The sequence below is a fragment of the Nocardioides sp. Z40_12 genome (assembly GCF_058215795.1).
On the sequence record NZ_JBZAJA010000008.1, the window covers coordinates 40,894 to 66,250 of the forward strand.

The window sequence follows — 25,357 nt, forward strand, 5'->3', positions numbered from 1 at the left end:
GCGGCTGGGAGTGAGCCTACGGTGACGGTCGTGAGCCGCCCAGGGTCAGCCCGGCTCGCTCCGGGCTCGCTCCAGGCCAGTCCAGGGTCGTCGGGGGCAGACTCGAGGCATGGCGGGTGCGGGGTCGACGAGGGTGGGCGCGGGTTCCGCGGTCCTGCTCGTCGTCGGGCTGCTGCTGCTCGCGGTCGCCGTCCCCGCGACGTGGGCGGACCGGACGCTCCTCGACGACGCGCGCTTCAGCGCCGCCGTGGCCCCGGTGATCGAGGAGCCCGCGGTCCGCGACGAGGTGGCCGCCGAGATGACCGACGCCGTCCTGGACCGCGTCCCGGCGCTGGCGCCCGCCCGGAACGCGGTCGCGTCCTCCTTCGAGCGGCTGGTCGCCACCGACGCCTTCGCCGACACCTGGCGCACCGCGGTGGAGTCCGCCCACCGTCGCGCCGTGGCCGCTGTCCGCGGCGAGGACGAGGGCCTGCGGGTCGGCGACACCACCGTGCGGGTCGAGCTGGCGCCGCTGATCGCCGAGGCCAAGCAGCGCCTCGTCGACTCCGGGGTGCCGTTCGCGCAGCTGATCCCCGAGGTCGACGCGTCGTTCGTGCTGGTGGACTCCCCCGAGGTGGGAGAAGCCGTCCGGGCGGCGCGCTTCGTGGACACCTGGGCACCGTGGCTGCTCGCGGCGAGCCTGCTGGTGCTGCTCCTCGCCGTGGCGGCGGCCCGGTCGCGGGCCCGGGCCCTGGGCTGGGGCGGGCTCGGGGTCGCGATCACGATGGCGGCGGTGCTGGGCGGGCTGGCGCTGCTGCGGTGGCGCTACCTGGGCGGGATCGAGGACGCCGGACGCTCCCCCGCCGCTGCGCGGGCGGTCTTCGACGCACTCACCTCGTCGCTGCGCAGCACCACGCTGGGTGCGGGCGCCGCGGGTCTGGCCGTGGCGGTGCTCGCCTGGCTCTGGGTGCTGGCGCGCGGGCGCCGCTCCGCCTGAGCCCGGGCGGGCGTCGGGCGCGCAGGCCGGCGGGGCCGGGGCAGGCCCGCGCATGAGGCGCGCGCCGGCCGGGCACCGAGTGGTCGGGCGAGCGCAGGAGGAGCGATGGCGGAGCAGCGGCTGGTGGCCGACCTGGTGGTGGAGCGGCTGCGCGCCTGGGGCGTGGAGCGGCTCTTCGGCTACTCCGGCGACGGCATCAACCCGGTGATGGGGGCCCTGCGCCGGGCGGGCGGCGATCCCGAGTTCGTGCAGGCACGGCACGAGGAGAACGCCGCCCTGATGGCCGTGGGGCACGCCAAGTACACCGACGGCGTCGGTGTCATGGTCAGCACCCAGGGGCCCGGCGCGGTCCACCTGCTCAACGGGCTCTACGACGCCAAGCTCGACCACCAGCCGGTGGTCGCGATCGTCGGACAGCAGCCCACCACCGCCCTCGGCGCGGAGTACCAGCAGGAGATCGACCTGACCAGCCTCTTCAAGGACGTCGCGGCGCAGTACGTGCAGGCCGTGCTCGCCCCGGAGCAGGCGGCGATGGTGCTCGACCGTGCCTTCCGCACGGCGCTGGCGACCCGCTCCCCGTGCGTGGTGATCCTCCCCCACGACGTGCAGGTCGAGCCGGCCCCCGAGGAGGTGCCGCACGAGCACGGGGTGGTCCCGACGGTGCCGCAGTGGCGCCCGCCGCGGGTGATGCCCGCCGACGACGACCTCGCCGAGGCGGCCGCGGTGCTCAACGCCGGGGAGCGGGTGGCGCTGCTGGTCGGCCAGGGCGCCCGGCACGCCGGAGACCAGGTGCGCGCGGTGGCCGAGCGGCTGGGGGCAGGGGTCACCACCAGCCTGCTGGGCAAGCCGTGGTGGGACGAGACGCTGGCGACCAGCTGCGGCGTGATGGGCCACCTCGGCACCACCGCGTCCGGCTGGCTGCTGGACAGCTGCGACACCCTGCTGATCGTCGGCAGCAACGACCCGTGGACGGAGTTCTACCCGGCGCCCGGGCAGGCGCGGGCGGTGCAGGTCGACCTCGACGGCCGGCACCTCGGCAACCGCTACCCGGTCGAGGTGGGGCTCGTCGGCGACGCCGCCGAGACGCTGACCGCGCTGCTGCCTCTCCTCGAGGAGCGGCAGGACCTGGCCTGGCGCGACGAGGTCGTCGGGCAGGTCGCCCGCTGGCACTCCCTCGCGCAGCAGCGTGCCGGCAGCACCGCCGTGCCGCTCAGCCCGGAGCGGGTGGTCCGCGCGCTGACGCCTCGCCTCCCCGGCGACGCCCGGGTGAGCGTCGACGTCGGGTCGATCACCTACTGGTATGCCCGGCACCTCACCCTGCCGCCCGGCGTGCCGGCGCACCTCTCCTCGACCCTGGCCTCGATGGGCTCGGCCCTGCCCTACGGGCTGGCCGCCAAGCTCGACGCGCCCGACCGGCCGCTGGTGGCGCTGGCCGGCGACGGCGCCATGCAGATGAACGGCGTCGCGGAGCTGATCACCGTCGCCCACCGGTGGCGGGAGTGGGCCGACCCCCGGTTCGTCGTGCTGGTCCTGCACAACCGCGACCTCGCGGAGGTGACCTGGGAGCAGCGCGAGACCGAGGGCGACCCGCGCTACGACGCCAGCCAGTCGCTCCCCGACTTCCCCTACGCCGGCTACGCCGAGCTCCTGGGCCTCACCGGGATCCGGGTGGAGCGGCCCGAGGAGGTCGACGCCGCCTGGGAGCGGGCGTTGGCCGCCGACCGGCCGGTGGTGCTGGAGGCGGTGGTCGATCCGGACGTGCCGCTCCTCCCGCCGTTCCCCGGTGGCGCGGAGAAGCTGGAGAGCTTCCGCCGGGGACTGGCACAGGAGGAGGACGGCGAGCGCGCCCGGGCGCTGCTCGACGAACAGGCCGCCCAGGAAGGGGAGTGAGCCCCCTCCCCGCGATCCCTCCTCAGTCGGCCGGCAGGTCGGCGAAGGACTGCTTCATGTCGCGGTACCAGCCCAGCGACTTCTTCGGGTGACGCCAGCGCCCCTTCATCTCGTCGCGGGCCGGCTGGTGGCTGGCGTCGCCGGCCTTCTCCGCCTCCTTGAGGTGCTGGTCCTGGGCGTTGATCACGTCGTCGGCGCTCTCGCCACGGTGGGCGAGGTCGCAGGGGCCGCCGAGCTGACGGCAGGTCATGGTCTTCATGGTGACTCTTCCTCCTGGTGTCGGGCTGGTGTCGATCTCTCTCTGCCTTGTTGACGAGTGGCGTCGCCCGGGTGTGACCGGGCTGCCGCTCAGCTGCGCGGTCCGGCCCCCTCGCGGCGGACCACGCGGGCGAGGACGGCGGGGTCGGCGCGGAAGGTGATCCGGCGTACGGCGCCGTGCTCGACGACGAAGTCGAAGAGCACCCGCGCCTCGCCGCGGTGGAACCACGCGGCACCCGGTCGGTCGTCGAGGAGGACCGGGAGGGCCGCGTGCGCGCTGCCGTTGAAGAACTCCGCGACCTGCTGCGCGCCCTCGATCCGCTGCGGGGTGCCCGCGAGCAGCGCCGCGTCGTCGGCGGTCACCTCGATGTCGGGGGCGAGCAGCTGGAGCAGGCGCTCGAACTGCGCCTCCCGCGCGGCCGCCATGAAGGCGTCCACCACCTGCCAGTGGGCGAGCGCGTCCTCGGGCGCGGGCTGCCGCACCTTGGCGCGGGCCCGGGAGGCCAGCTTGCGGGCCGCGGCGGGCGTGGTGTCGAGCACCGAGGCGATCGTGGCGAACTCGAAGCCGAAGGTGTCGTGGAGGACGAAGGCGACCCGCTCGGCCGGGCTGAGCCGCTCCAGGACGACCTGGAGCGCGGCACCGACGGTGTCGGCCATCGCCACCTCGTCGGCCGGGTCGGGTGCGAGCGCCTCCACGGCGAGGTCGTCGACGGGGACAGGGGTGCGGGCCCGCAGCCGGTCCAGGCACAGGCGGGTGGTGACCGTGGTCAGCCAGGCGGGCAGGTTGTCGATCGGCGCCCCACCGGGCTGGCCGGGGTCCCCGGCGGCCGCCCGCCGCGCGGTGGCGTCCAGTCGGAGCCAGGCCTGCTGCACGACGTCCTGCGCCTCGTCGGCGTCGCCCAGCACTCGGCTGGCCAGCGTCACCAACCGCGGCCGCTCGGTCTCGAACTCCTGCGTCGTCATCCCACGCTCCTCCTCGGTCGGGCCCACCTTCCTGACGCGACAGCGGGGCCGGACGTGACCGCGCGGAGGCGTCGCTCAGCCGGCGAGGGAGCCGCCGAAGATCTGCCACGCCAGGGCCGACTTCGCGACCAGGCTGAGCACGAGGTAGGCCTTCTCCCCGAACGCGTAGCTGCGCCAGGGACCGACCTCTCGGTACTGCAGCCACTGGTTGAGCGCGAAGCTGTTGAAGAAGACGAAGAGGGAGACGAAGATCCCGATCACGAAGCCCGGGACCTCGTCGGCCGCCACCACGTTGTACGCGATCGCCACCCAGGGCGTGGCGCCCGCGACGCAGCCGAACCAGAACGGCTTCATCGTCAGCCGCTCCCTGCCCGGCGGGTTGGCCGACTCCTGGAGCCAGCCGAAGAGGATCATCGAGACGTTGGCGCCGGCGATGCCGATCAGGGCGCTGATCCCGTCGATCCCCGTGTAGAGCGCGATGAGCACCACCATCAGGGTGGCGCTGAACGAGTACTCCACCCACCGGAAGCGGTTGATCCCGCCCCGCAGGTCGCCCTCGTAGGTGCGCCGGAGGACCGTCGCGGTGAGCAGGTGGTCGACCGCGGCGAGGGCGAGGAAGGCGGCCACCGCCGGACCGATCGGCAGGTCGAGGAGCGCCTCGGGGGACTCCGACGGCGTCCCCGGCGGCCCGGCCGGCAGCGACTCGGTGACGGGGATGGCGAAGTCCGTCGCCAGCCAGACCACCGCCGCCGCCTGCGCGAGGTGGAGGACGGTGAGTGCGAGGTTCCAGCCGCGCAGGGAGCGCAGGCTGCGCTCGTCCACGCCGCTCGCAGTAGTTCCCGAGGTCGTCATCCCGCCATCATGCCGGGTGCGGGGCCCCGGGAGTCAGGGCTCGTCCACGCCCTCGTCGGTCACGGGACCCGCGGGAGCTGCACCCGGCAGTAGAGCGAGCCGCCGTCCTGTCGCGCCGCCCTGGCGAGGGAGGCGAGCAGGTGGAGCTGGACCCGGAGCGTCTCCGGCTCGACGGCGCCGCCGAACTCCTCGGTCCGCGACCACGGGCCCACCGCCGCGGCGAGCTGGTCGGCGTCGGCGCCGGCGAGGGCGTCGACCAGCCCGTCGGTGACGGTGAGCACCTGGCGCTCCCCGCCGTCCCGCTCCGCCAACCGGGCACCCCAGCGCGGGTCCGCGGCGATCTGGGCCGACGGGCGGCCGGTGAGCAGGGCCTCGAGCGTGCCGCCCTGGGCGACCGGATCGACCCGGGTGTCGGCCACGGTCCGGTACGCCGACGCGCCCGGTGCCAGCGCCCCCGCGGCGGTCGCGTCGTCGGGGGCGAGGAACCAGTCGTAGCGCACGGCCATGCCGGAGACCCTAGTGGCGACCGGCGAGGGCCTCGCCGCGAGACCCGGCCAGCACCAGCACGCAGACCTCGATGCCCTCGCTGCCCGCCACGGCGCGCAGCCACGCGGGCCGGGTCCGGTGCACCTCCCGCCATCCTGCGGCGGCGTACATCGCGACGGCCGCCTCGTGCACCGGCAGCACCTCCAGGCAGGGGTGCAGGTCGCGAGCGAGGATGTCGGCGACCACCGTCTCCAGCAGGAGGCGGCCCACCCCCAGCCCCCGGGCCTCCTCCGCCACGAAGAGCGAGCGGACCCAGGCCAGCCGGTCGGTCGGGCTGCCGTGGGCGCGGGCGGCCGCGGTGTTGATCTCCCCGGCGTCCCCGGGGCCGTGGGCCGGCCCGGTCCAGCAGGCGTGCCCGACGGGGCGGCCCTCGAGCTCGGCGGTCCACGCGGCCGCCGCGTCGTGGCCGTGCAGGAACTGCTCGGTCGGCACCGGCAACGGGTTGCGGAACGGGTAGCGGGTGCGGGGCTGCTGGGCGAGCAGCGCCTCGCCCAGCAGCGGGAGGTCGGCGGGTCGGCGGGGCCGGACCACGGCCACCGGTCGCCGGCCGTCGGGGGCGGGCTGCACGTTGCTCACCGGCCCATCCTGCCCGGCGCGCTTCCTCGCAGGCGCCCGGGGCGGGGGACGCCGGTGCGTGACGGCTCGGTGGACCGATCCCGGTGCCGCGGGGCAGAGTGCGGGGATGAGCTGCTTCGTCTCCCACACCTCCTTCGACTGCCGCAACGCCTACGAGCTCTCCGAGTGGTGGAAGCCGGTCCTGGACTACGTCGACGGCGACGGCGACCCCAACCTGCCCGGCCACGACGAGTGCATGATCCGCGACCCGCGGACCGGCCACTCGATCCTCTTCATCGAGGTGCCGGAGGAGAAGAGCGTGAAGAACCGGGCCCACCTCGACCTGCGGCCCCGGCAGGGCACCCGCGACGAGGAGGTGGAGCGACTGCGCGCGCTCGGGGCGACCGAGGTTGCCGACCTGCGGGGCCACTACGGGCCGGGCAGCGGCTGGGTGGTCTTCGCCGACCCCGAGGGCAACGAGTTCTGCGTGCTGCGCTCCGAGGGCGAGCTCGCTGCCGAGTCGTGACGTCGCTCTCGCTGCCCTCACCCGACCGGTACGACGCCTGGGCGGCGTGCGTGCGCGACTTCGGCGACGGCCCACGGCACGGGTCGGGCGACTGGCTGGTGCCCGGCTTCGGACCCGACCGCACGTCGTTCGACACCCTGCTCGCGGCGATCACACGCGAGGCCGACCCGTCGGCGTCGCTGCCTGAGGGCCGGGTGCGCTCGGACTACTACTGGGTGAGCGAGGGCCCCGAGGTGGTGGGCTTCCTGGCGGTCCGGCACGCGCTCACCGACCGGCTGCTGCAGGTCGGCGGTCACATCGGCTACAGCATCAGGCCGTCGCGGCGGCGGCGCGGCCACGCCCACCGGGCCCTGGCGCTCGGGGTGGTGCGGGCCCGCGAGCTCGGCCTCTCCCGGGTGCTGGTCACCTGCGACGAGGAGAACGTGGCCTCCGCGCGCACCATCGAGGGCAACGGCGGCGTGCTGGAGGACGTGAGGGAGGGGAAGCGGCGGTACTGGATCGCCCTCTGACGCCGGCGGCGCGGCCGGAGCCTCAGGTCGCGAGGTCGAGCACCAGGGCGAGCGAGGGGGTCTCCGGGTCGTCGGCGTCGGCCACGGCGAGCAGCCGGGCCCCGTGCGGGCGGGCCTCCAGCAGCATCAGCCCCTCCACCTTGGCGACAGACCCGTGGACCGCCGGCAGGGGCGCCAGCGCGCTGGTGGCGGGACCGTCGAGGAGCGCCAGGGCCGAGCCGACCACCGGGCCGTCGTCCTGGACGGTGGGGCTGTCCTCGGCGGCGGCGGAGACCAGGATCGTGCCGTCGGGGAGGAGCAGCGCGTCGGTGATCGCCAGTGCCACGTCAGCCACGTCGCCCAGCCGGTAGAGGTGCGGGTGGGAGACGGGCACCTCGTCGGGTCGAGCCCGCCCCTGAACCGCCTCGAGCAGCGGGACCAGGGCGAGGTCGACGCTGGCCGACGGCACGCCCGCCGAGGGGAGGCCGCGCTGGTACCAGCGCAGCCTGTCGCCGGCCACCACGTGAGCGCCCTCCAGGTTGAGCGCGCCCGGGTCGACGCCGAGGGTCTCGGCGACGACGGCGTAGAGGGCGGTCATCTCCACCGCCTCCCCGGTGGGCCGGCCGCCGGGTCGCAGCCACGACCAGCGCATCCGGGCCGGGGACGACCCCGACCCGAGGAGCAGCACCCCGGGGCCGTCCGCGAGCGGGACCTCGCAGGCGGCCTCGAGGTCGGGCTTGAGGTGCTTGGTGCCCGAGCCGGTGCCGAAGACCTCGTGCCCGCCGGTGGCCGGGAGCAGCCGGACCGGTACGGCGTCCGCACCGTCGAGGCCACCCGCGAACCAGGCGGCGTGGGTCGCGTCGTCCTGCGCCACCAGGAAGCCGTCGCCCCAGGCGGTCACGGCGGAGGCGGCGCGCACCGGGCTGCCGTCGGCGAACCTCAACTGCTCGACGCGCGCCACCTCGACCCTCATGGGTCCAGCGTCCCACTCAGGAGATGGGGCCGCTGCCCTCCGCCTCGACGCGCTCCTCGTGGAACAGCTCGCGTAGGAGATCTGCTGGCCCACCGGGTGGACTGGACCGGAGCGGCGACTGAGGTGCGTGGGCCCACCCGCGGCCGCCGACGTAGGCTCCTGGGCCTGACCAGCAGACGAAGAGGTGCACCATGCCGGCGAGCCGATCCGCCCGGGAGCGCAAGGCCGCCGTCGAGGCGGGCCCGCTGGCGCGGGTGAAGATCGACGTCGGCGCGGACAAGCAGTTCGTCTACAAGATCAGCTGCTCGGCGTGCGTCGCCAAGGCCGGGCGCCCCTGGTCCACCTATCGTCCCGGCGAGGACAACGGGTTCATGGCCGCGATGGACCGCTGGGTCTTCCACCTCACCGAGAAGCACCCGGACGCGGAGGCACCCTGCCTCGCCTACCTGGCCGCCGCCCAGCAGCGGCTCCACGAACGGCGCGAGGGCGCGGCGCAGACGCCGGACCGCGGTTCCGACGGGTAGGGAGCGCCCGTGCGCCCGGCACCTCCACCTAGGGTCGTCGCGTGACCGCGTCCCACCTGCTCACGCACGCCCAGTACCTCGACCTGCTCGACCGGCACGGGCGTGCCGCCCTCGACGCCCTCGGCGGGCTGGCGCCGGACGCGACGGTGCCGCCGTCGGGGGACGCGGCCCACGGCTTCGCCCGGGAGCACCTGGCGACGCTGGAGATCTGGGCGTGGCTCCTGAGCCACCCGGAGTCCGACTGGCGCGCCTACCAGCAGGTCGAACCCCCGGCCGGCTACGGCGACGTCCTGGCCGCGATCGGCCGGGAGCGGGACCGGCTGGTCCGCCTGCTCATCGACGTCGGCCCCGACCAGGGGCTCGACTACTTCGGGCGGCCCGGCACCTCCCACGACGTGGCGCGGCTGCTCGCCCACGAGTCGATCAGCGTCGCCACCGCCGCCGGCGAGGCGCGCGGCACCCCGGCACCTGCCCTGCACCCCGACGTCGCGTCGGACTGCGTGGACCGTGCCCTGGCGCACTGGGGCGAACCCGAGGCCGACGTCGCGTGGCAGCCCGCGCCCGCTCACCTCGTGGCCGAGGACACGGGCAGGTCGTGGTGGGTCCGCTTCGGTCTCCATGACGACAGGAGCACCGGGGGCGCCGGGGGCGCCAGCGGCGCCGTCGCCCCGGGGACGGCGGCGCCGCCGGCGCTCACGCTGACGGCCCCCGCCGACCTGCTGCTGCGCTGGCTCGAGGGGCACGCCGGCCCCTCCCCCCGGGTCGAGGGCGACGACACCGTCCTACGGACGCTGCGGGTCGCCCTCGGCCACCGGATCGCGCCGCCGCCGCGGCGGCCCTGGTGGCGGCGGGGCTAGGCGCAGTCGCCGCAGAGCTGCGAGTCCGGGGACGAGCGGCGCGAGCCGTGCTGGACCAGGTAGCAGCCGGAGCAGGTGAACTCGTCCGCCTGCATCGGGGTGACCTCGATGGAGAGCGTCTCGTGGGAGAGGTCCGCGCCCGGCAGCTCGTAGGACTCGGCGGCCTCCGCCTCGTCCTCGTCGACCTTGCCGGAGGACTTGTCCTGCTCGCCCGCAGTGAGGCGTCGCGCCTCCAGGCTCTCCTCCTTCTGCTCCTCTTCGGTCTTGCGTGATGCGTCGTAGTCGGTGGCCATGTGGTCCTTTCAGGGTCGGAGGCCGGATCGTAGCCCCGCAGACGGCTGCGGCGTGCAACGGGGCGACAACCCGGACCCGACAGGCCCTGGCCAGAGGCTCCGACCTGGGCCTACTGTGCCGAGAGGGGCAGGAGAGGAGTGCCGGATGTGTCGTTGGCTCGCCTACTCCGGGTCGCCGCTGCTGGTCGAGGACCTGCTCTTCAAGCCCGCCAACTCGCTGGTGGTGCAGAGCAGGCACGCCCGGCTGGGTGAGGAGTCGCTCAACGGCGACGGCTTCGGCATCGGCTGGTACGGCGACCGCGGGACGCCGGGGCGCTACCGCAGCACCGAGCCCGCCTGGAACGACCTGAACCTGCGCGAGATCTCGGCGCAGGTGCGCTCGTCGCGGATCTTCGCCCACGTCCGGGCGACCAGCGGCTCCCCGGTGCAGCAGACCAACTGCCACCCCTTCAGCCACGGCCGGTGGCTGTGGATGCACAACGGCGCCCTCGCCGGGTTCGGGCTGCTCAAGCGCGACCTGATGCTGGCCGTCGACCCCGCGTTGTTCCCGTTCATCGCGGGCTCCACCGACACCGAGCTCTTCTTCTTCCTGGCCCTGACCTTGGGGCTGGAGGACGACCCGCCCGCGGCGGTGGCCCGGGCGGTCGGCCTGATCGAGCAGACCGGACGGCGGCGCGGTGTGGAGCACCCGGTGGCAATGACGGTGGCCACCACCGACGGCGAGACCACCTGGGCGTTCCGCTACGCCAGCGGCGGGAGGTCGAGGTCGCTGTTCCACAGCATCGACGTCGACACGCTCCGGCACCAGCACCCCGACCACCCGGCGCTGCACGACCTGTCCCCGGAGTCCCGGCTCGTGGTCTCCGAGCCCCTCGACGACCTGGCCGGCGCCTGGCGGGAGATCCCCGAGGCGACCCGCGTCGTCGTACGCGGGCTCGAGGTCGAGGAGCGCCCGTTCGGGCCGCTCGCCCCCTGAGCGCCGGAGGCTTAACGCGCGCGTCACGCGCTGCTAACCGGCGGCGCACTCACGCGCCACAAGGTAAAGCCTCCAGCTCCCGGCGGCAGTCGGGATGCGCCTCGTCAAGGAGGACCACATGCAGTCTCGGAAGCTTCTGGCCGGCGCGGCGATGCTCGCCGCCTCGGCCACCCTCGTCGCCGTCCCGACCGTGGGCGTCGCCCACGGCCCGGGCCCTGGTCAGGGTCACGGCCCACGGCCGGGGTCCTTCGTGCTCGAAGAGGCGACCGTCGCCTCGATCCACCAGGCGTTCCGGTCCGGCCAGCTCACCTGCGCCCAGCTGATCGACGGCTACCTGACGCGGATCCAGGCCTACGAGAACCAGGGCCCGGCGATCAACTCGCTGATCACGGTCGCCGTCGACGCCAAGGCGCAGGCGCGTGCCCTGGACGCGAAGTACCAGCGGGCCAGGGGCAAGGTCGGGCCGCTGCACTGCATCCCGGTGGTCCTCAAGGACAACATCGACACCACCGACATGCCGACCACGGCCGGGTCCAGGACGCTGGTCGACGCCCTGCCCGTCCGGGAGGCGACCATCACCCGCAAGTTCCGCGAGGACGGCGCCCTGATCCTCGGCAAGGGCAACCTGGACGAGTGGGCCCACGGCGGCCGAGCCGGCTACAGCTCGGCCGGCGGCCAGACACTCAACCCCTACGACCTGTCCCGCTCGACGTCGGGGTCCTCCGGCGGGCCGGCGGCGGCCATCGCGGCCAACTTCGCCGTGATCTCGATCGGCAGCGACACCCTGGGGTCCATCCGGGGGCCGGTCGACGCCGAGTCGCTCGCCGGGCTGCGGCCCACGATGGGGCTGGTGAGCCGGGCCGGTGTCGTGCCCTTCTCCTCCACCTTCGACGCGGCGGGCCCGATGACCCGCACGGTCACCGACACCGCGCTCACCCTCAACACGCTGGCCGGCTACGACGCCGGGGACCCCGCCACCCGGGCCAGCCGCGGCAAGATCCCGCGGGACTACACCGCCTACCTGCGCAAGAGCTCCTTCAAGGGGGCGCGGATCGGCGTGCTGCGCAACTACGTCACCGACGCCACGGACCCGATGATGGACTCGGCGGTCGCGACGATGCGTCGCCTGGGCGCCACGGTGGTCGACGACCTGGCCGTCCCGGCGGAGGCGCTGGGGCTGCGGGCGCAGTACTACACCCTGATCTCGGAGACCGAGTTCAAGAGCGAGCTGGGGCAGTACCTCACCTCCACGCGGCCGGGCGCGTCGGTGGCCTCCCACCAGGACGTCTTCGAGGCCAGCTCCCAGCCGGGGTTCGGGATCGCCCCCGAGGTCCTCAGCCGGCTCAGCAGCGAGACCCAGCGCGGCGGCCTGGACGACCCGGCCTACGTGGCGGCGGCGCAGACCGCGCCGGCCCAGATGCGGGCGGCGCTCGACAAGCTGCTCGAGGACAACGACCTCGACGCGCTGGTCCGCCCGACGGCCGGCGGCAGCGACCTGTCGGCGTTCTCCGGCTACCCCGACATGCTGGTCCCCGGCGGGGTCACCACCGGCGGCATCTCCGCGGGCCTGGCGTTCATGGCCGAGGCGTTCAGCGAGCCGAAGCTCCTGGGCTACGCCTACGCCTACGAGCAGGCCGTCCCGGCCCGGAAGCTCCCGGCCCTGACGCCGCCGATCCCCGCGAGCTGGTGGCGGTGACGGCGTGCTGAGCTGACCTGGTCGTCGGCCGTCAGGCCTCGCCCGCGGATGGTGACCTGCCCCACCGGAGACTGACGCATCCGGTCGCCGAGTGGCGAGAGGCGCTTCGAGCCGTTGACGGTCCTGCCACGCGGGTGCCCAGCCCCCTCAGAGGCGGTAGGGCGCCCGGCGCAGGACGTCGTCGCCCAGCACCAGCCGACGTCCGGTGAACGGCTCCTCCAGCGGGCGGCGGGTGAGCGTGGTGTCGGTGACCCGCACCAGCAGCTGCTGGTGCCGCTGCTCGACGAGGTAGAAGCCGGCGAAGTCGGAGAGTTCCTCGTAGGCGCCGATGAGGCCCGGCTGCCCGAGCAGGTCGAGCCAGAACCGCCAGCCGCGCAGCCGCTTGGTGCGGATCAGCGGCTGCACCACCTCGGCGTCCGGGAACGCGGCGCGCACCGCCGCGTCGAAGCGGTGCCGTGCCGGCTTGACCACCGGGTAGGAGCGGGCGTCGATCTGCTCAGTCACCGTGCCCGGCCCGGTGAGCAGGTCGTCGCGCAGGAGGTCGTCGACGCTGGTGCCGAACAGCCCGGCGAGCGCCTGGAGGTTCACCACGTCGGGGATGCCGCGGTCGGCCTCCCACTTGGTCACCGCCTGGCGCGAGACGTTCAGCCTCTGCGCCAGCTCCTGCTGCGTCAGACCGGATGCGGTCCGTCCGGCCCGGATCTTCTGCCCGAGGGTCATCTCGCTCCTGTCGTCGCTGTCGGCCGAGCCCTCCCCCGGGGCCGTTCCGACCGTAACCCTCCGCAGCCCCCGACCTGGCCCGCCAGCACCGAACGGGCGCGCTACTCCTCGTAGCGCGCCCGTTTCCGCAGGTCAGCGTCCTGCGCCCGGCTCAGCGCAACGCCACCACCAGGCTGCACAGGACTCGAGCTGCCAGGACACCACCCGCTCCACTGCCCCGTCATGGCCGGGTTGGGCCACGGAGGCGGCCTTGGCGGCGTACGCCGCGGCCCCCCAGCGCATGCGCGCCCAGGTGGACCAGCCCGGCCGCGCACCGCTGGGCGGGTCGCTCAGTCGCCGCTCCTGCGCGCGGTGAGCAGCAGGTACTCCCACCGCATCGTGTGGTCGGGGCGCTCGTGGGCGCGCGCGAGCTCGGCGAGCGCCTCGTCGAGGGCGGCGACCTTGTCGGGCTCGTCGGCGATGCCGCGGTAGACCGCGATGGTCGGGCCGTACCTCTCCTTGAAGAACTCCCGGAACCCCTCGGCAGTGGCGAAGGCGTCGACCACCAGCTGCTCCCGGCCGGCTTCGACGTCGGTGACGCGATCGCCGAGCAGGCTTCGCACGTGCGTCTCGTCCCCCCAGCGGGGCGGCGGGGTGGCGCCGGGCGGCGGCGGCGGGGCGTAGGGCTTCATGGCCGCGAACATCTGCCCGATGAACCCCTCGGGCGTCCAGGAGACCAGGCCGATCCGGCCACCGGGCCGGACCACGCGGAGGAGCTCCGCGGCACTTCGCTCGTGGAACGGGGCGAACATGATGCCGACGCACGAGAGCGCCGCGTCGAACTCGCCGTCGCGGTAGGGAAGCGCCTCGGCGTCGGCCACCTCCCAGGTGACCTCGAGCCCCTGCGCGTCGGCCTCGCGCCGGCCGGCCTCGAGCAGCTCGGGGGTGAGGTCGCTGGCGACCACGCGGGCACCCGTCCGGGCGGCGGGCAGCGCGGCGTTCCCCGAGCCGGCCGCGATGTCGAGCACCCGGTCACCTCCGGTGATCCCCGTGGCGCGCACCAGGGTCTCGCCGAGCTCGGCGATCACCTCGGTGGCCACGGAGGGATAGTCGCCGAGCGCCCACATCGCCCGGTGCCGGGCCTTGAGGTCGTCGGGCGCGGTGGTGGTGCTGCGGTCTGTGGTGGTCTGGTCGGTCATCTCTGCTCCTCGGGGTGGGACGTGACCCTCAGCGTGTCCCTGGCCGCGCCCCCGGCTCCAGTGCCAGATGTGAACCACCCGCGGTTCAGGATCGGTACTGGTGCTCAGGCCCTGGCGGCGGTCTACTGGAGGGGTGGGGCGCTCCAGCGCGGGAGGCCAGATGACGTCGTACGGTCAGTTCTGCCCCGTGGCCAAGGCCATGGAGGTCCTCGACGAGCGCTGGACCCTGCTCGTGGTCCGCGAGCTGCTCGCGGGGAGCGTGCACTTCAACGAGCTGCGCCGGGGGAACCCGAAGATGTCCCCGGCCCTGCTCTCCAAGCGGCTGCGCACGCTGGAACGGGTCGGGGTGGTGGAGCGCGTCGGCGACGAGGCCGGTCGCAGCAGCTACCGGCTGACCGCCAGCGGCGAGGAGCTGCGCCCGGTCGTGGAAGCGCTGGGCGCCTGGGGAGTGCGGTGGATCGGCGGCCTCGGCGACCAGGACCTGGACCCCCACCTGCTGATGTGGGACATCCGCCGGACTGTGGCCCTGGACCAGTGGCCGCGGGGCCGCACGGTGCTGGCCTTCTGCTTCACCGACGTGCCCCCCAAGGTCGCGCGCTGGTGGCTCTGCGTCAGCGGCGCCGAGGCGGACGTCTGCGACTACGACCCAGGCTTCGAGGTGACCGCCGGGATCGAGACCCCGCTGCGCACCATGACCGAGGTGTGGCGCGGGGACCGGCAGTGGGGTGACGTGCTGCGGAGCGGGGAGGTGCGGGTGCAGGGCTCGTCCTCCGCGAGACGCGACGTGGCTCTGTGGCTCGGCCAGATGCAGCTGGCCGGCGTACCGAGGCCGAGGTGAGCATCGCGTCGTCGCCAGCCCCGAAGGGGAAGCCATGAACGCTGCGATCCAAGCTGGTGGCAGCAGGCGCGACCTCGGCCCTGCTCGCTGCGGCGGCCGTCTCGTCCGGCACGGTTGCCCTCCAACGGATCGCGTCGCTCAACGACGACACCCGCGAGGTGTTCTCCCCCGGCTACCAGGAGTCGATCGACCACGTCGTCTCGACGCTGCGTGACGCCGGCCTGAGGGTGCGGATCGACCAGTTCAACTACCCGATCTGGGAGGAGTTGGAGCCGCCGGTGCTCAACCAGGTCTCCCCGACGCCGAAGACCTACGTGCCGGGTGACGCCGAGGACGACAACTCGCCGACCGCCGACTTCATCACGATGGCGAACTCCCCGACGGTCGAGCTCACGGGCGCGCCGGAGGGCCGGTCAGGCGTTGCCTGTCCGAACACGGCGTGCCACGGTGACGGACATGGTGAGAATCGGAGCGCTTGTGCTGAACGTGTCGGAGGCCGGTCGCGCAGGCGCCTTCTGGTCCGGAGCCCTGGGATACACGAGCCAGCCGCACAACCCTGAGTTCCTGGCCCCCGAGACCGGGACGGGTCCGCGGTTGCACCTCGACGAGGACGACCGGACCCATCTGGACCTGTGGGTCGACGACGAGGCCGAGCAACGGGCAGAGGTGGACCGGTTGGTCGCGCTGGGTGCCGAGCGAGTCGACTGGGACTACCCCGAGGACGCCGACTTCGTCGTCCTGGCCGACCCCGAGGGGAATCTGTTCTGCGTCGTCGACCTGAGCCACCAGCGGACGGCAAGCTCCCGGGTGGTCTCTACGGCAGACGCCGTGCCGTGACGAGGAGTCTGTCCGAGCGCCCGCCGAGTGCCGGGCGTACGCTCCCGCAGGCGGAGCTGAACGCCGACACCAGTCATCGCCGCGTGCGGTCCCTCTCTAGTCGGAGTTGCGCGTGGCCTGCGCGAGCAGCTCGGTGAGACGAGGTCGGCGAGCGTCGCCGGGCCACGTGTCCGCGAACACGAGGTCGAAAGCAACGGTGCTGGTGGCCAGCCACTCACACCCGTCGCCGACCACCACCCTGCTCAACCAGCTCCAAGGCTTGGACACGTCGCCGCCGACCTCACCGTCCACTTCGTCCTCGGCATGGCCGGAGCACTCCTGACGCTGCTGCTCGGCATCGGCAACGGACTCATGCTCCTGCTGATGACGACGTCGGGAGCGTTGATCCCCACCCAGGTGATGCCAGCGGGCATCCAGACGGTGATGAAGCTCTCGCCCGTCCACCACGTCGTCGAACTGGTAGACGCTTCGTGGCACGCAGAGGCTTGGCCGCTGGCATCAGTGGCCTTCCTGGCCGCCACTGCCGCGATCTTCGGCACGCTCAGCACAGTGCTTTTCCGCTGGGACCGCACGTCCTGACGCACCCCAGCTGCGTTGCGCTGGGGTCTGGCGCAAGAGTTGGAGATTCAGCCGCTTCCTTGCAGATTCGCCGATCGCCGGCAGCAATGCCGACGATCGCCCAAGCTGCAACGGGACGACTCTCGAACCCGTTCGGTCCTGTTCGCGACTCAACACTGCAGGACAGGCTCGAATCCATCAGGCGTGAGACGCACGTGCTCGAACTCGAACGGCTCCTCGTACGAGCCGACAAACTCATTCAGCTCGTCGATGAACCATGCGGGTAGCACATCCACCCGCAGGGGGTCTGCGTGATTCGAGCGCTGTCGTTCGATGTCAATGACGAAGTGCTCGCGCAACTCATGGGCGGAGAGGCAAAACGTACGAGTTGCCGACTCGTGAGCGGCGCGAAACACAGGTCTGCCAGCGCTGTCTAGGCTAACCGAGCCGTGTCTACCTAAGACCTCCAAAAAAGATGCCCACAGCGCCGCCTCATCACCTACTAGCGCCGCGCTAGCTTCATCATCGAGGGGTGGCATGGACCCTCCCTTCACCGGACGACGATGTCCTTGCAGTAGGTCTTCTTACGCGGAAGCGCCGTCATGATTCGGGTCCTTGTTGGCATGGGACCAAGAAGCATCACCAGCCACGGGGCGACCTCCTCCTCAGTTCCCACAGACCACAGACGGAAGTCCATCGTCCCATGAAGCACCGACGCACGGGTGACGCTTGCGCATGGCGCCACCCTCGTCCCAGCACCGGCGCACCGGCTCTTCGCTACGAGCCCTGGACCGTGGACTCGGCAACCTGCAAGACCTCCGAAGGCTGGCCTCTCCAGCGACTGGCCGCCCGATCCTCGACAGGTTGCGACCTCGATACGACGCAACTTCCCCCGCACGAGTGACGAGATTGCGATCAGGAACCTGAGCAATGTGCATCGACTGCAAATTGGAAGGTTCCACTGCAAACTCGGTCATCGTCGGCAAGCAACGGGGTCAGTGCGCCATGTCGACGAACCGCGAGTAGTGACCCTGGAAGGCCACCGTGATGTCTCGGGTCGGCCCGTTGCGGTGCTTGGCGATGATCAGGTCGGCCTCGCCGGGGCGGGTCGACTCCTTCTCGTAGACGTCCTCGCGGTGCAGCAGGATCACCATGTCGGCGTCCTGCTCCAGGGAGCCGGACTCACGCAGGTCGCTCATCATCGGCTTCTTGTCGCCTCGCTGCTCGGGACCACGGTTGAGCTGGGAGAGGGCGATGATCGGGACCTCGAGCTCCTTGGCGAGCAGCTTGATCTGGCGGGAGAACTCCGAGACCTCGAGCTGGCGGGACTCGACCTTCTTGCCCGACGACATGAGCTGCATGTAGTCGATGACGATCAGGCGCAGGTCGTGCTTCTGCTTGAGCCGCCGGGCCTTGGCCCGGATCTCCATCATCGTCATGTTGGGCGAGTCGTCGATGTACATCGGCGCCGCCGAGACCTCGCCCATCTTCTTGGCGAGCTTGTCCCAGTCCTCTTCCTGCATGTTGCCGTTGCGGATGTGGTTGAGCGCGATCTTGGCCTCCGCCGAGAGCAGACGCATCACGATCTCCGAGCGCGTCATCTCCAGGCTGAAGAAGACCGAGGCCATGTTGTTGTGGATAGACGCCGCGCGGCAGAAGTCGAGAGCCAGCGTCGACTTCCCCATGGCGGGGCGAGCCGCGACGATGATCATCTGGCCCGAGTGCAGGCCGTTGGTCAGCTCGTCGAGGTCGGCGAAGCCGGTCGGGACGCCGTAGAGCCCCGCCTCCCGGTTGGAGATCGCCTCGATCTCGTCGAGGACGCCGTTCATGATGTCGCTGAGCGGCGCGTAGTCCTCCTTGGCCCGCTTGTCGGTGATCTTGTAGACCTCCGCCTGGGCCTGGTCGACCACGTCGTCGACCTGACCCTCGCCGGCGTAGCCGATCTGCACGATCTTGGTGCCGGCCTCCACGAGGCGGCGCAGGATCGCCTTCTCCCGGACGATCTCGGCGTAGTAACCGGCGTTGGCCGCGATCGGCACGTTGGCCGACAGGGTGTGGAGGTAGGGAGCGCCGCCCACCCGCTGCAGCTCGCCGCGACGGTGGAGCTCGGCGGCGACCGTGACCGGGTCGGCCGGCTCGCCGCGACCGTAGAGGTCGATGATCGCGTCGTGGATCAGCTCGTGGGCGGGTCGGTAGAAGTCGATCCCGCGGACCGCCTCGGAGACGTCGGCGATGGCGTCCTTGGAGAGCAGCATCGAGCCCAGCACGCTCTGCTCGGCGGCGTTGTCCTGGGGCGGGGTCCGGTCACCCTCCCGGCGCGGCGCCTCGCCCGGCGCGTAGGCCGCCGGGCCGTCGCCCCACTGCTCGTAGCCGTCGCCGTACGGCGGCTCGCTCGGCCCGACCGTGTCGTGCTCGGCGATGCTCAAGGGGGCCTCCGGGAGGGCGTGTGACTGGTTCTCGCGGTAGTGATCACGGTAGGAAGACCCTCCGACACTCCTGCGTCCGTGCGTGACGGTACGTGCCGGAGCCCGCATCCGCACAGCCCGTTATCCACAGGTCATGTGCATAACTGGGGGCTGGTGGTGCAGGAATCCCCAAGATCTGTGCACCACCCGGGGGGTGCTGTGTGGAAAACATGTCCACAACTTCTCCAACACGCCGTCTGACCTGCACAAACGTCGTGCTCAGCCTGTGGATAAAAGTTGGGGACAAGTAAACTTTCCGGGCCTGCCCGACATGTGAAACCCGCTGGTTGCTTTGTCGACAAGTTGCTGAGCGGCCCCGACGGGGTGTGATATCCCACGGATGTCCACAGGTGTCACATGCGTCACGCGTAGTGATCAGACGCAGGCACTGACCATTACACTCGCGTGGTGCGCACCACCGACCGCGAGATCCTCCGCCTCGCGGTCCCCGCGTTCTTCGCGCTGGTCGCCGAGCCGCTCTACCTGCTCAGTGACTCCGCCATCGTCGGGCACCTCGGCACCCGCGAGCTCGCCGGCCTCGGGATCGCCGGGGTGGTGCTGCAGACGGTCGTCGGGCTCTGCGTCTTCCTGGCCTACGGCACCACGGCCAGCGTCGCCCGGCACCTGGGCGCCGGCGACCTGCGCACCGCCCTGGCCCAGGGGATCGACGGTCTCTGGCTGGCGGTCCTGATCGGGGTCGGGGCCACCGTCGCCGGGGTCGCCCTGACCGGCCCCCTGGTCGCGGCGTTCGGCGTCTCCACCGAGGTGGGCGGCTTCGCCGAGGACTATCTGCGCATCGCCCTCCTCGGGGTCACCCCCCTGCTGCTGATGCTCGCCGCGACCGGGGTGCTGCGCGGGCTCCAGGACACCCGCACCCCCCTCCTCGTCGCCGTGGCCGGCAACGGGCTCAACGTGGCGCTCAACCTGCTGCTGGTCTTCGGGGCGGGGCCGGTGCCGGCCCTGGGCATCGAGGGTGCCGCGCTGGGCTCGGTGGTGGCCCAGGCGGGCTCCGCCGCGATCCTGGTCGCCGTCGTCGTCCGGGCGGCCCGGCGCGAGGGCTCACCCCTGACCCCGGACGCCGCCGGCATCCGGGCGGCGGCCCACGCCGCCGTCGGGCTGGTGATCCGCACCCTGACGCTGCGCGCCTCGCTGCTGGTCCTGACCTACTCGGTCGCCATGGGCGTCACCGGCGACGAAGGCGCCGCCGAGGTCGCCACCCACCAGATCGCGCTGACCCTGTGGACCTTCCTCGCCTTCGTCCTGGACGCCGTCGCGATCGCCGCCCAGGCGCTCACCGGACGCGCCCTCGGGGCCGGCGACGTGGCGCTGGTGCGCAGCCTCACCCGGCGGATGATCGCCTGGGGGGTCTGGTCGGGCGTGGTGACCGGCCTGCTGATCGCCGCGGCGAGCCCCTGGCTCGGGGCTCTGTTCACCCCCGACTCCGCCGTGCGCGAGCTGCTGGTGCCGGTGCTGCTGGTGATCGCGCTCGGCCAGCCGCTGGCCGGCGTCGTCTTCGTCCTGGACGGCGTGCTGATCGGCGCCGGCGACGGCAACTACCTGGCTCGGGCCGGGCTGGTCACCCTGGTCGCCTTCGCGCCCGTCGCGCTGGTCGTCGCCTGGTCGGGCGGCGGGCTGATCTGGGTCTGGGTCGCCTTCGTGACCGTCTTCATGGGCAGCCGCGGGATCGTCCTGGTGCACCGCGCCCGGGGTGAGGCCTGGATGGTCACCGGCGCCCGCGCCTAGGGGCGCGACGCACCGTCCCACGGACGACTCCGGCCCGCCCGCCCCGTGAGGGACGAGCGGGCCGGAACGTGCGCCGCGACCGGGTCGCGGCGGTGCCGTGCGAAGGTCAGGCGGGGATGACGTTGAGCGTCACCTTGGCCGAGACCTCGTCGTGCAGCTTGACCGAGACCTCGTGGGTGCCGAGGGCCTTGATCGGGTTGCCGAGCACCAGCGTCCGCTTGTCGACGGTCTCGCCGGAGGTGGCCGACAGGGCGTCGGCGATGTCGGCCGGGGTGACGGCGCCGAAGAGGCGACCGCCCTCACCGGAACGCACCTTGAGCTGGACGGACTGGCCCTCGAGCTTGCCCTTGAGCTCCACCGCGTGGGCGTGGTCGCGCACCGCGCGCGAGGCGCGGGCGGACTTGATGGACTCGATGGTCTTCTCGCCACCGCGGGTCCAGCGGATGGCCTCGCCACGGGGCACGAGGTAGTTGCGGCCGTAGCCGTCCTTGACCTCGACCACGTCGCCGGGGGCACCGAGGCCGTCGACCTCCTGGGTCAGGATGAGCTTCATGTCTCCGTCTCCCTTCAGCGACCGGTGGACGTGTAGGGCAGCAGAGCGACCTCGCGGGCGTTCTTGACCGCCATGGCGACGTCGCGCTGGTGCTGGACGCAGTTGCCGGTCACGCGGCGGGCACGGATCTTGCCGCGGTCGGAGATGAACTTGCGGAGCAGCGTGGTGTCCTTGTAGTCGACACCGGTCGCCTTCTCCTTGCAGAACTGGCAAACCTTCTTCTTGGGCTTGCGAATCACTGCCTTGGCCATTGTGGTGCTTCCTTTCTAGAAGCCCGGCCGATCAAGGCCGGAATGGTTGAGGTGTATTCGGATGGGATGGATCAGAAGGGGGGCTCGTCCGAGCCGACCCCGGGAGCGCCCCACGGGTCGGACTGGCCGCCACCCTGGCCGCCACCCTGCGGGGCGCCGTACCCGCCGCCACCCTGTGCGGGCTGCGACGGAGCCGGGGTGCTCCACGGGTCGTCGGCCTGGGAGGAGCCGCCACCGGAGTAGCCGCCACCGCCGCCACCGCCCTGGAAGCCACCGCCGCCGCCACCCTGACGGGTGGTGCGCGTGACCTTGGCGGTCGCGTACTTCAGCGACGGACCGATCTCCTCGACGTCGATCTCGAAGACGGTGCGCTTCTCACCCTCGCGGGTCTCGTACTGCCGGGACTTGAGCCGCCCCTGCACCACGACGCGCATCCCCTTCTGGAGGGACTCGGCGACGTTCTCCGCCGCCTGACGCCAGATCGAGCAGGAGAGGAACAGCGCGTCGCCGTCCTTCCACTCGTTGGAGTTCTTGTCGAAGGTCCGCGGTGTGGACGCGATCCGGAAGTTGGCCACGGGTGCCCCCGAGGGGGTGAAGCGCAGCTCCGGGTCGTCGACCAGGTTGCCGACCACGGTGATGACGGTCTCGCCTGCCATGTCAGGACTCCCTCATTGATCCATCGGTGATGTGGTGCGAATGTCTGCCGGTGTCATCGTTGCCGAAGGCGCCGACAGACCGGTAGGCCTCTCCCCAGGGGGTCGGGCCGTCCGGTCAGCGCTTGCCGGGCTTGATGACCTTGGTGCGCAGGATGGACTCGTTGAGGGTGAGCTGGCGGTCGAACTCCTTGACCGTGGCCGGCTCGGCCTGGATCGAGATGACGGCGTAGATGCCCTCGGCGTTCTTCTGGATCTCGTAGGCGAGACGACGACGTCCCCAGACGTCGACGTTCTCCACGGTGCCACCGTCGTTACGGATGACGTTGAGGTACTTGTCGAGCGACGGCTCGATGGTGCGCTCTTCAAGGCTGGGGTCGAGGATGACCATCACTTCATATGCACGCAAAGCGGTCTCCACCTCCTCTGGACTCGGGCGGCCACGGACTCTCCGTGGCAGGAGGGCTTGCGTTCACGACGCCGGATCCGTCGATGACGGGCCCGGGTCGCGGCCGCGGTGCACGTCTCCCACTGAGGAGGGCGCACCGACAACCGGCCAAGGCTAACAGCCGGCGGGAGCCCCGGCAGAATCGTGGCGGAGGACCGGTGGCCGACCTGTGGATGGTGGTGCCGGAGGGTCGGCGACGGCCCCTAACGTCGGGGGGTGACTCCCCCCACGGGCCCCCCGTCCGAGGCGCCGACCCGTCTGGTCGCCGGTCGCTACCGGCTGCTCGACCAGATCGGGGCCGGGGGCATGGGCTCGGTCTGGCGAGCCCGCGACCTGCACGACGGGCGCCTGGTGGCGGCCAAGGTGCTCGGCCACCACTCCGGGGCACTGCTGGCCCGCTTCATGCGGGAGCAGGCGATCCGGCTGCGCCACCCCCACGTGGTGGCGCCCACCGGGTGGGCGGCCGAGGGCGACGTGGTGCTGCTGACCATGGACCTGGTCACCGGCGGCTCGGTGGCCGACCTGCTCGCCGAGCACGGGCGGTTGCCCGAGCCGCTGGTGGCCGGTGTCCTGGAGCAGACGCTGCTGGCGCTGGGCGCGGTGCACGCCGCGGGCATCGTGCACCGCGACGTGAAGCCGGCCAACCTGCTCCTCGAGCCCCACGAGGACGGCCGGCTGCACGTCCGGCTGGCCGACTTCGGCGTCGCGGTCACCCTGGCGGGCGAGCGGCTCACCACCTCGCCGTCGGCCGTCGGCACCGCCGGCTACATGGCGCCCGAGCAGGCGGCCGGGGCGCCGCCGGACCCGCGCCAGGACCTGTACGCCGTGGGCATGCTCGGGCTCCACCTCCTCACCGGGCAGCGGCCGGTCCGGGGCGCCCCGATGCCGGCGACCCGGCTCCGGCCGCTGCTCGAGCTGCTGCTCGCCGACTCCCCCCAGCACCGGGCGGCCGACGCCCACGCGGCCCTGGCGGTGCTGCGACGACTCGCCGTGCCCCCTCCCGAGGGGCACTGGGTGCGGCCCCGGCTCGGCCCCGCGCCCGACACCCGGGCGCTCGCCGGCTCCGGCGTCCTCGGCGGAACCCTCCCCGGGCTCCGGGTGGCGGCCCGGCTCGGTCCGCTCGCGCTCGCGGTGGTGCCCGCCCTGGTGATCGTCGTCTCCACCGCCGTCACCGTCGCCTGCCTGCTGCTGATCGCCCGGCTGGCCGGCGGCTGAGCCACTTCCTAGACTCGCCGGCATGAGCAGCGCGAGCAGCACACCCGGTTCCCCCCTCCCGAAGGTCGGCGCCCACGTCGACCAGCGGGACCCGGTCGGCGAGGCCGAGGCCCGCGGCATGGGCCTGGTGCAGTTCTTCCTGGGCGACCCCCAGGGCTACCAGGGCCCCGAGATCGCCTACCCGGGCGGGGCGGCGGCGCTGCGCGAGGCGGCCGAGGACGCCGGGGTCGACCTCTACGTGCACGCGCCCTACATCATCAACGTCGCCACCACGAACAACCGGATTCGCATCCCGAGCCGCAAGCTGCTCCAGAAGCACCTGGACGCCGCCGCCGAGATCGGCGCCAAGGGCCTGATCGTGCACGGCGGCCACGTCAACAAGGCCGACGACCCGGCGGTGGGCTTCGACAACTGGCGCAAGGCCGTCGCCGCCAGCGACCTCAAGGTGCCCCTGCTGATCGAGAACACCGCCGGCGGCGACAACGCGATGACCCGCTACCTGGACCGGATCGCCGGGGTGTGGGCCGCCCTGGACGGCACCGAGGGCGCCGACCGGGTCGGCTTCTGCCTCGACACCTGTCACGCCCACGCCGGGGGCAACGCGCTGGAGACCGTGGTGGCCGACGTGCTCGCGATCACCGGCCGCATCGACCTGGTCCACTGCAACGACAGCCGCGACGACTTCGACTCCGGCGCCGACCGGCACGCCAACCTGGGTGCGGGCCGGGTCGACCCCGACCTGCTCGCCGCGGTGGTCCGCGACGCCGGCGCGCCCGTCGTCCTGGAGACGCCCGGCGGGGCCGACCAGCACGTGGCCGACGCCGCGTGGCTCCGGGAGCGCCTCTGAACCGGCCCCGGGCCGACTACCGCCGGGAGCGCCCGGGCCTCACCGGCGCCGCCCGTCCCCCGGCTGCCCCACGCCGGCGGGGACGCTCGACTCCTCGACCCGGGCACCCTGCACCGGCCCCGAGCGCCACTCCTCGGGCCGGTGCGCGAGGTCCCAGAGCGCGAGGAGGTCCCGCGGCCAGACGTCGTCCGTCGTGGCCCTCAGCTCGGCCAGGCTCCACCACCGGAGGTCGACGACCGTGAGCCGCTCCTCCTCGGTGTGCCTCGTCGTGTCGACCTCGAAGGCCGGCACCCGCACCAGGTAGAAGACCTCCGTCTGGTCGACCACCTTGTCGCTGTAGCCGTGGACGACCGAGCGCACCAGGACGGGCCCGACGAGGTCGTCGGCGGAGACCACGAGCCCGGTCTCCTCGCGCAGCTCGCGCACGGCCGCGTCGTGGTCGTCCTCGCCGGGATCCACCCCGCCCCCCGGGGTCACCCACCAGTGCGCCACCGGATCGAGGCCCAGGTCGGAGTCGAGCAGGAGCAGGAGCCGGTCGGCCTCGTCGGCGAGGAGCACCCGCACGGCGCGGCGCCGGCGCCGGGGCCGGTCGGCGGGTGCGGGGACGACGAAGCCGGGCTGGCCCGGGAGCGGGTCGGACATGAGCCCCACGCTAGGCCACTGCCCCCGGCCCTCCTC

31 protein-coding genes are annotated in these 25,357 nt (G+C 72.7%); 15 read left to right on the forward strand and 16 right to left on the reverse strand.

The window, feature by feature from the left end; genetic code table 11:
- Positions 1 to 109: 109 nt before the first annotated feature.
- The gene (locus tag AC4BG9_RS15105; protein ID WP_490571941.1) at positions 110 to 976 is read left to right on the forward strand and encodes a hypothetical protein; all 867 of its coding nucleotides are present in this window, start codon (positions 110 to 112) and stop codon (positions 974 to 976) included.
- Between the two features lie 105 nt (positions 977 to 1,081).
- Positions 1,082 to 2,866 (forward strand): thiamine pyrophosphate-requiring protein, encoded by a 1,785-nt coding sequence (locus AC4BG9_RS15110; RefSeq protein ID WP_490571942.1) that lies wholly within the window; start codon positions 1,082 to 1,084, stop codon positions 2,864 to 2,866.
- A 22-nt stretch (positions 2,867 to 2,888) separates the two neighbouring features.
- On the opposite strand, the gene AC4BG9_RS15115 is transcribed toward AC4BG9_RS15110, so the two are convergent.
- The 5 genes from AC4BG9_RS15115 to AC4BG9_RS15135 form a co-directional block, all read right to left on the reverse strand.
- Complete coding sequence (locus AC4BG9_RS15115; protein ID WP_490571943.1) at positions 2,889 to 3,125, reverse strand: hypothetical protein; 237 nt, start codon at positions 3,123 to 3,125, stop codon at positions 2,889 to 2,891.
- A gap of 89 nt (positions 3,126 to 3,214) precedes the next feature.
- Positions 3,215 to 4,087: a sigma-70 family RNA polymerase sigma factor gene (locus tag AC4BG9_RS15120; protein WP_490571944.1), complete on the reverse strand. Its 873-nt coding sequence runs from the start codon at positions 4,085 to 4,087 to the stop codon at positions 3,215 to 3,217.
- 75 nt (positions 4,088 to 4,162) lie between these two features.
- The gene (gene heR / locus AC4BG9_RS15125) at positions 4,163 to 4,939 is read right to left on the reverse strand and encodes a heliorhodopsin HeR (protein ID WP_490571945.1); all 777 of its coding nucleotides are present in this window, start codon (positions 4,937 to 4,939) and stop codon (positions 4,163 to 4,165) included.
- A gap of 59 nt (positions 4,940 to 4,998) precedes the next feature.
- Entirely contained in the window at positions 4,999 to 5,445 is a 447-nt protein-coding gene (locus tag AC4BG9_RS15130) for a hypothetical protein (RefSeq protein WP_490571946.1), read from the reverse strand.
- Between the two features lie 10 nt (positions 5,446 to 5,455).
- Positions 5,456 to 6,061: a GNAT family N-acetyltransferase gene (locus tag AC4BG9_RS15135; protein WP_490571947.1), complete on the reverse strand. Its 606-nt coding sequence runs from the start codon at positions 6,059 to 6,061 to the stop codon at positions 5,456 to 5,458.
- 106 nt (positions 6,062 to 6,167) lie between these two features.
- Here AC4BG9_RS15135 and AC4BG9_RS15140 point away from each other — a divergent pair, with 106 nt between their 5' ends.
- The gene (locus tag AC4BG9_RS15140; RefSeq protein WP_490571948.1) at positions 6,168 to 6,566 is read left to right on the forward strand and encodes a VOC family protein; all 399 of its coding nucleotides are present in this window, start codon (positions 6,168 to 6,170) and stop codon (positions 6,564 to 6,566) included.
- A complete protein-coding gene (locus AC4BG9_RS15145) occupies positions 6,563 to 7,075 on the forward strand; it encodes a GNAT family N-acetyltransferase (RefSeq protein ID WP_490571949.1) in 513 nt (170 codons plus the stop codon). Before AC4BG9_RS15140 ends, AC4BG9_RS15145 begins: the two co-directional genes overlap by 4 nt.
- 22 nt (positions 7,076 to 7,097) lie before the next feature.
- Here the strand turns inward: AC4BG9_RS15145 and AC4BG9_RS15150 are convergent, their stop codons facing one another.
- Positions 7,098 to 8,027 carry a DUF6910 family protein gene (locus AC4BG9_RS15150; protein WP_490571950.1) on the reverse strand — a complete coding sequence of 310 codons (930 nt, stop codon included), beginning with the start codon at positions 8,025 to 8,027 and terminating at the stop codon, positions 7,098 to 7,100.
- A gap of 191 nt (positions 8,028 to 8,218) precedes the next feature.
- Here AC4BG9_RS15150 and AC4BG9_RS15155 point away from each other — a divergent pair, with 191 nt between their 5' ends.
- The gene (locus AC4BG9_RS15155; protein ID WP_490571951.1) at positions 8,219 to 8,551 is read left to right on the forward strand and encodes a hypothetical protein; all 333 of its coding nucleotides are present in this window, start codon (positions 8,219 to 8,221) and stop codon (positions 8,549 to 8,551) included.
- A 41-nt stretch (positions 8,552 to 8,592) separates the two neighbouring features.
- On the forward strand, positions 8,593 to 9,408 hold the full coding sequence (locus AC4BG9_RS15160) for a hypothetical protein (protein WP_490571952.1): 816 nt from the start codon (positions 8,593 to 8,595) through the stop codon (positions 9,406 to 9,408).
- Here the strand turns inward: AC4BG9_RS15160 and AC4BG9_RS15165 are convergent.
- The gene (locus AC4BG9_RS15165) at positions 9,405 to 9,701 is read right to left on the reverse strand and encodes a DUF4193 family protein (RefSeq protein WP_490571953.1); all 297 of its coding nucleotides are present in this window, start codon (positions 9,699 to 9,701) and stop codon (positions 9,405 to 9,407) included. The genes AC4BG9_RS15160 and AC4BG9_RS15165 overlap by 4 nt on opposite strands.
- 145 nt (positions 9,702 to 9,846) lie before the next feature.
- On the opposite strand from AC4BG9_RS15165, the gene AC4BG9_RS15170 reads away from it, so the two are divergent.
- Together AC4BG9_RS15170 and AC4BG9_RS15175 are read left to right on the forward strand one after the other, a co-directional pair.
- Complete coding sequence (locus AC4BG9_RS15170) at positions 9,847 to 10,677, forward strand: class II glutamine amidotransferase (RefSeq protein ID WP_490571954.1); 831 nt, start codon at positions 9,847 to 9,849, stop codon at positions 10,675 to 10,677.
- Positions 10,678 to 10,795: 118 nt separating this feature from the next.
- Positions 10,796 to 12,373, forward strand: a complete 1,578-nt coding sequence (locus AC4BG9_RS15175) for an amidase family protein (RefSeq protein ID WP_490571955.1) — start codon at positions 10,796 to 10,798, stop codon at positions 12,371 to 12,373.
- A gap of 147 nt (positions 12,374 to 12,520) precedes the next feature.
- On the opposite strand, the gene AC4BG9_RS15180 is transcribed toward AC4BG9_RS15175, so the two are convergent.
- Together AC4BG9_RS15180 and AC4BG9_RS15185 are read right to left on the reverse strand one after the other, a co-directional pair.
- Positions 12,521 to 13,093, reverse strand: coding sequence for a helix-turn-helix transcriptional regulator (locus AC4BG9_RS15180; protein WP_490571956.1), 573 nt, complete (start codon positions 13,091 to 13,093; stop codon positions 12,521 to 12,523).
- A gap of 329 nt (positions 13,094 to 13,422) precedes the next feature.
- Entirely contained in the window at positions 13,423 to 14,271 is an 849-nt protein-coding gene (locus AC4BG9_RS15185) for a class I SAM-dependent methyltransferase (protein ID WP_490571957.1), read from the reverse strand.
- A gap of 160 nt (positions 14,272 to 14,431) precedes the next feature.
- Between AC4BG9_RS15185 and AC4BG9_RS15190 the strand changes: the two genes are divergently transcribed.
- From AC4BG9_RS15190 to AC4BG9_RS15205, 4 genes are all read left to right on the forward strand, one after another.
- Positions 14,432 to 15,109, forward strand: a complete 678-nt coding sequence (locus AC4BG9_RS15190) for a winged helix-turn-helix transcriptional regulator (RefSeq protein WP_490571958.1) — start codon at positions 14,432 to 14,434, stop codon at positions 15,107 to 15,109.
- 56 nt (positions 15,110 to 15,165) lie between these two features.
- Positions 15,166 to 15,669 carry a hypothetical protein gene (locus AC4BG9_RS15195; protein ID WP_490572110.1) on the forward strand — a complete coding sequence of 168 codons (504 nt, stop codon included), beginning with the start codon at positions 15,166 to 15,168 and terminating at the stop codon, positions 15,667 to 15,669.
- The gene (locus AC4BG9_RS15200) at positions 15,566 to 15,946 is read left to right on the forward strand and encodes a VOC family protein (protein WP_490571959.1); all 381 of its coding nucleotides are present in this window, start codon (positions 15,566 to 15,568) and stop codon (positions 15,944 to 15,946) included. Before AC4BG9_RS15195 ends, AC4BG9_RS15200 begins: the two co-directional genes overlap by 104 nt.
- Before the next feature lie 303 nt (positions 15,947 to 16,249).
- A complete protein-coding gene (locus AC4BG9_RS15205; RefSeq protein WP_490571960.1) occupies positions 16,250 to 16,525 on the forward strand; it encodes an ABC transporter permease in 276 nt (91 codons plus the stop codon).
- Positions 16,526 to 16,674: 149 nt separating this feature from the next.
- On the opposite strand, the gene AC4BG9_RS15210 is transcribed toward AC4BG9_RS15205, so the two are convergent.
- Positions 16,675 to 17,043: a hypothetical protein gene (locus AC4BG9_RS15210; protein WP_490571961.1), complete on the reverse strand. Its 369-nt coding sequence runs from the start codon at positions 17,041 to 17,043 to the stop codon at positions 16,675 to 16,677.
- Positions 17,044 to 17,499: 456 nt separating this feature from the next.
- The gene (dnaB, locus tag AC4BG9_RS15215; protein WP_490571962.1) at positions 17,500 to 18,930 is read right to left on the reverse strand and encodes a replicative DNA helicase; all 1,431 of its coding nucleotides are present in this window, start codon (positions 18,928 to 18,930) and stop codon (positions 17,500 to 17,502) included.
- 447 nt (positions 18,931 to 19,377) lie between these two features.
- On the opposite strand from dnaB, the gene AC4BG9_RS15220 reads away from it, so the two are divergent.
- Complete coding sequence (locus AC4BG9_RS15220; RefSeq protein ID WP_490571963.1) at positions 19,378 to 20,712, forward strand: MATE family efflux transporter; 1,335 nt, start codon at positions 19,378 to 19,380, stop codon at positions 20,710 to 20,712.
- A gap of 106 nt (positions 20,713 to 20,818) precedes the next feature.
- Here AC4BG9_RS15220 and rplI read toward each other — a convergent pair whose 3' ends face one another.
- From rplI to rpsF, 4 genes are all read right to left on the reverse strand, one after another.
- Positions 20,819 to 21,265: a 50S ribosomal protein L9 gene (gene rplI / locus AC4BG9_RS15225; RefSeq protein WP_490571964.1), complete on the reverse strand. Its 447-nt coding sequence runs from the start codon at positions 21,263 to 21,265 to the stop codon at positions 20,819 to 20,821.
- A 14-nt stretch (positions 21,266 to 21,279) separates the two neighbouring features.
- Positions 21,280 to 21,516 (reverse strand): 30S ribosomal protein S18, encoded by a 237-nt coding sequence (rpsR, locus tag AC4BG9_RS15230; RefSeq protein ID WP_101525917.1) that lies wholly within the window; start codon positions 21,514 to 21,516, stop codon positions 21,280 to 21,282.
- 71 nt (positions 21,517 to 21,587) lie between these two features.
- Positions 21,588 to 22,172, reverse strand: a complete 585-nt coding sequence (locus AC4BG9_RS15235; RefSeq protein ID WP_490571965.1) for a single-stranded DNA-binding protein — start codon at positions 22,170 to 22,172, stop codon at positions 21,588 to 21,590.
- 115 nt (positions 22,173 to 22,287) lie between these two features.
- Entirely contained in the window at positions 22,288 to 22,578 is a 291-nt protein-coding gene (rpsF, locus tag AC4BG9_RS15240; protein WP_490571966.1) for a 30S ribosomal protein S6, read from the reverse strand.
- Positions 22,579 to 22,833: 255 nt separating this feature from the next.
- Between rpsF and AC4BG9_RS15245 the strand changes: the two genes are divergently transcribed.
- Both AC4BG9_RS15245 and AC4BG9_RS15250 read left to right on the forward strand, forming a co-directional pair.
- A complete protein-coding gene (locus AC4BG9_RS15245) occupies positions 22,834 to 23,832 on the forward strand; it encodes a serine/threonine-protein kinase (RefSeq protein ID WP_490571967.1) in 999 nt (332 codons plus the stop codon).
- A gap of 22 nt (positions 23,833 to 23,854) precedes the next feature.
- A complete protein-coding gene (locus AC4BG9_RS15250; RefSeq protein WP_490571968.1) occupies positions 23,855 to 24,679 on the forward strand; it encodes a deoxyribonuclease IV in 825 nt (274 codons plus the stop codon).
- A gap of 39 nt (positions 24,680 to 24,718) precedes the next feature.
- On the opposite strand, the gene AC4BG9_RS15255 is transcribed toward AC4BG9_RS15250, so the two are convergent.
- On the reverse strand, positions 24,719 to 25,321 hold the full coding sequence (locus AC4BG9_RS15255) for an NUDIX hydrolase (RefSeq protein ID WP_490571969.1): 603 nt from the start codon (positions 25,319 to 25,321) through the stop codon (positions 24,719 to 24,721).
- Positions 25,322 to 25,357: the final 36 nt, after the last annotated feature.

Coding starts and splice junctions, on each gene's coding strand:
- AC4BG9_RS15255 (WP_490571969.1), bottom strand. CDS start 25,321: ATGTCCGACCCGCTCCCGGGCCAGCCCGGCTTCGTCGTCCCCGCACCC.
- rplI (WP_490571964.1), bottom strand. CDS start 21,265: ATGAAGCTCATCCTGACCCAGGAGGTCGACGGCCTCGGTGCCCCCGGC.
- AC4BG9_RS15170 (WP_490571954.1), top strand. CDS start 9,847: ATGTGTCGTTGGCTCGCCTACTCCGGGTCGCCGCTGCTGGTCGAGGAC.
- AC4BG9_RS15235 (WP_490571965.1), bottom strand. CDS start 22,172: ATGGCAGGCGAGACCGTCATCACCGTGGTCGGCAACCTGGTCGACGAC.
- AC4BG9_RS15105 (WP_490571941.1), top strand. CDS start 110: ATGGCGGGTGCGGGGTCGACGAGGGTGGGCGCGGGTTCCGCGGTCCTG.
- AC4BG9_RS15120 (WP_490571944.1), bottom strand. CDS start 4,087: ATGACGACGCAGGAGTTCGAGACCGAGCGGCCGCGGTTGGTGACGCTG.
- AC4BG9_RS15190 (WP_490571958.1), top strand. CDS start 14,432: ATGACGTCGTACGGTCAGTTCTGCCCCGTGGCCAAGGCCATGGAGGTC.
- AC4BG9_RS15185 (WP_490571957.1), bottom strand. CDS start 14,271: ATGACCGACCAGACCACCACAGACCGCAGCACCACCACCGCGCCCGAC.
- heR (WP_490571945.1), bottom strand. CDS start 4,939: ATGACGACCTCGGGAACTACTGCGAGCGGCGTGGACGAGCGCAGCCTG.
- AC4BG9_RS15165 (WP_490571953.1), bottom strand. CDS start 9,701: ATGGCCACCGACTACGACGCATCACGCAAGACCGAAGAGGAGCAGAAG.
- AC4BG9_RS15150 (WP_490571950.1), bottom strand. CDS start 8,027: ATGAGGGTCGAGGTGGCGCGCGTCGAGCAGTTGAGGTTCGCCGACGGC.
- AC4BG9_RS15200 (WP_490571959.1), top strand. CDS start 15,566: ATGGTGAGAATCGGAGCGCTTGTGCTGAACGTGTCGGAGGCCGGTCGC.
- AC4BG9_RS15250 (WP_490571968.1), top strand. CDS start 23,855: ATGAGCAGCGCGAGCAGCACACCCGGTTCCCCCCTCCCGAAGGTCGGC.
- rpsR (WP_101525917.1), bottom strand. CDS start 21,516: ATGGCCAAGGCAGTGATTCGCAAGCCCAAGAAGAAGGTTTGCCAGTTC.
- AC4BG9_RS15130 (WP_490571946.1), bottom strand. CDS start 5,445: ATGGCCGTGCGCTACGACTGGTTCCTCGCCCCCGACGACGCGACCGCC.
- AC4BG9_RS15110 (WP_490571942.1), top strand. CDS start 1,082: ATGGCGGAGCAGCGGCTGGTGGCCGACCTGGTGGTGGAGCGGCTGCGC.
- AC4BG9_RS15115 (WP_490571943.1), bottom strand. CDS start 3,125: ATGAAGACCATGACCTGCCGTCAGCTCGGCGGCCCCTGCGACCTCGCC.
- AC4BG9_RS15140 (WP_490571948.1), top strand. CDS start 6,168: ATGAGCTGCTTCGTCTCCCACACCTCCTTCGACTGCCGCAACGCCTAC.
- AC4BG9_RS15205 (WP_490571960.1), top strand. CDS start 16,250: ATGGCCGGAGCACTCCTGACGCTGCTGCTCGGCATCGGCAACGGACTC.
- AC4BG9_RS15180 (WP_490571956.1), bottom strand. CDS start 13,093: ATGACCCTCGGGCAGAAGATCCGGGCCGGACGGACCGCATCCGGTCTG.
- AC4BG9_RS15175 (WP_490571955.1), top strand. CDS start 10,796: ATGCAGTCTCGGAAGCTTCTGGCCGGCGCGGCGATGCTCGCCGCCTCG.
- AC4BG9_RS15210 (WP_490571961.1), bottom strand. CDS start 17,043: ATGCCACCCCTCGATGATGAAGCTAGCGCGGCGCTAGTAGGTGATGAG.
- AC4BG9_RS15155 (WP_490571951.1), top strand. CDS start 8,219: ATGCCGGCGAGCCGATCCGCCCGGGAGCGCAAGGCCGCCGTCGAGGCG.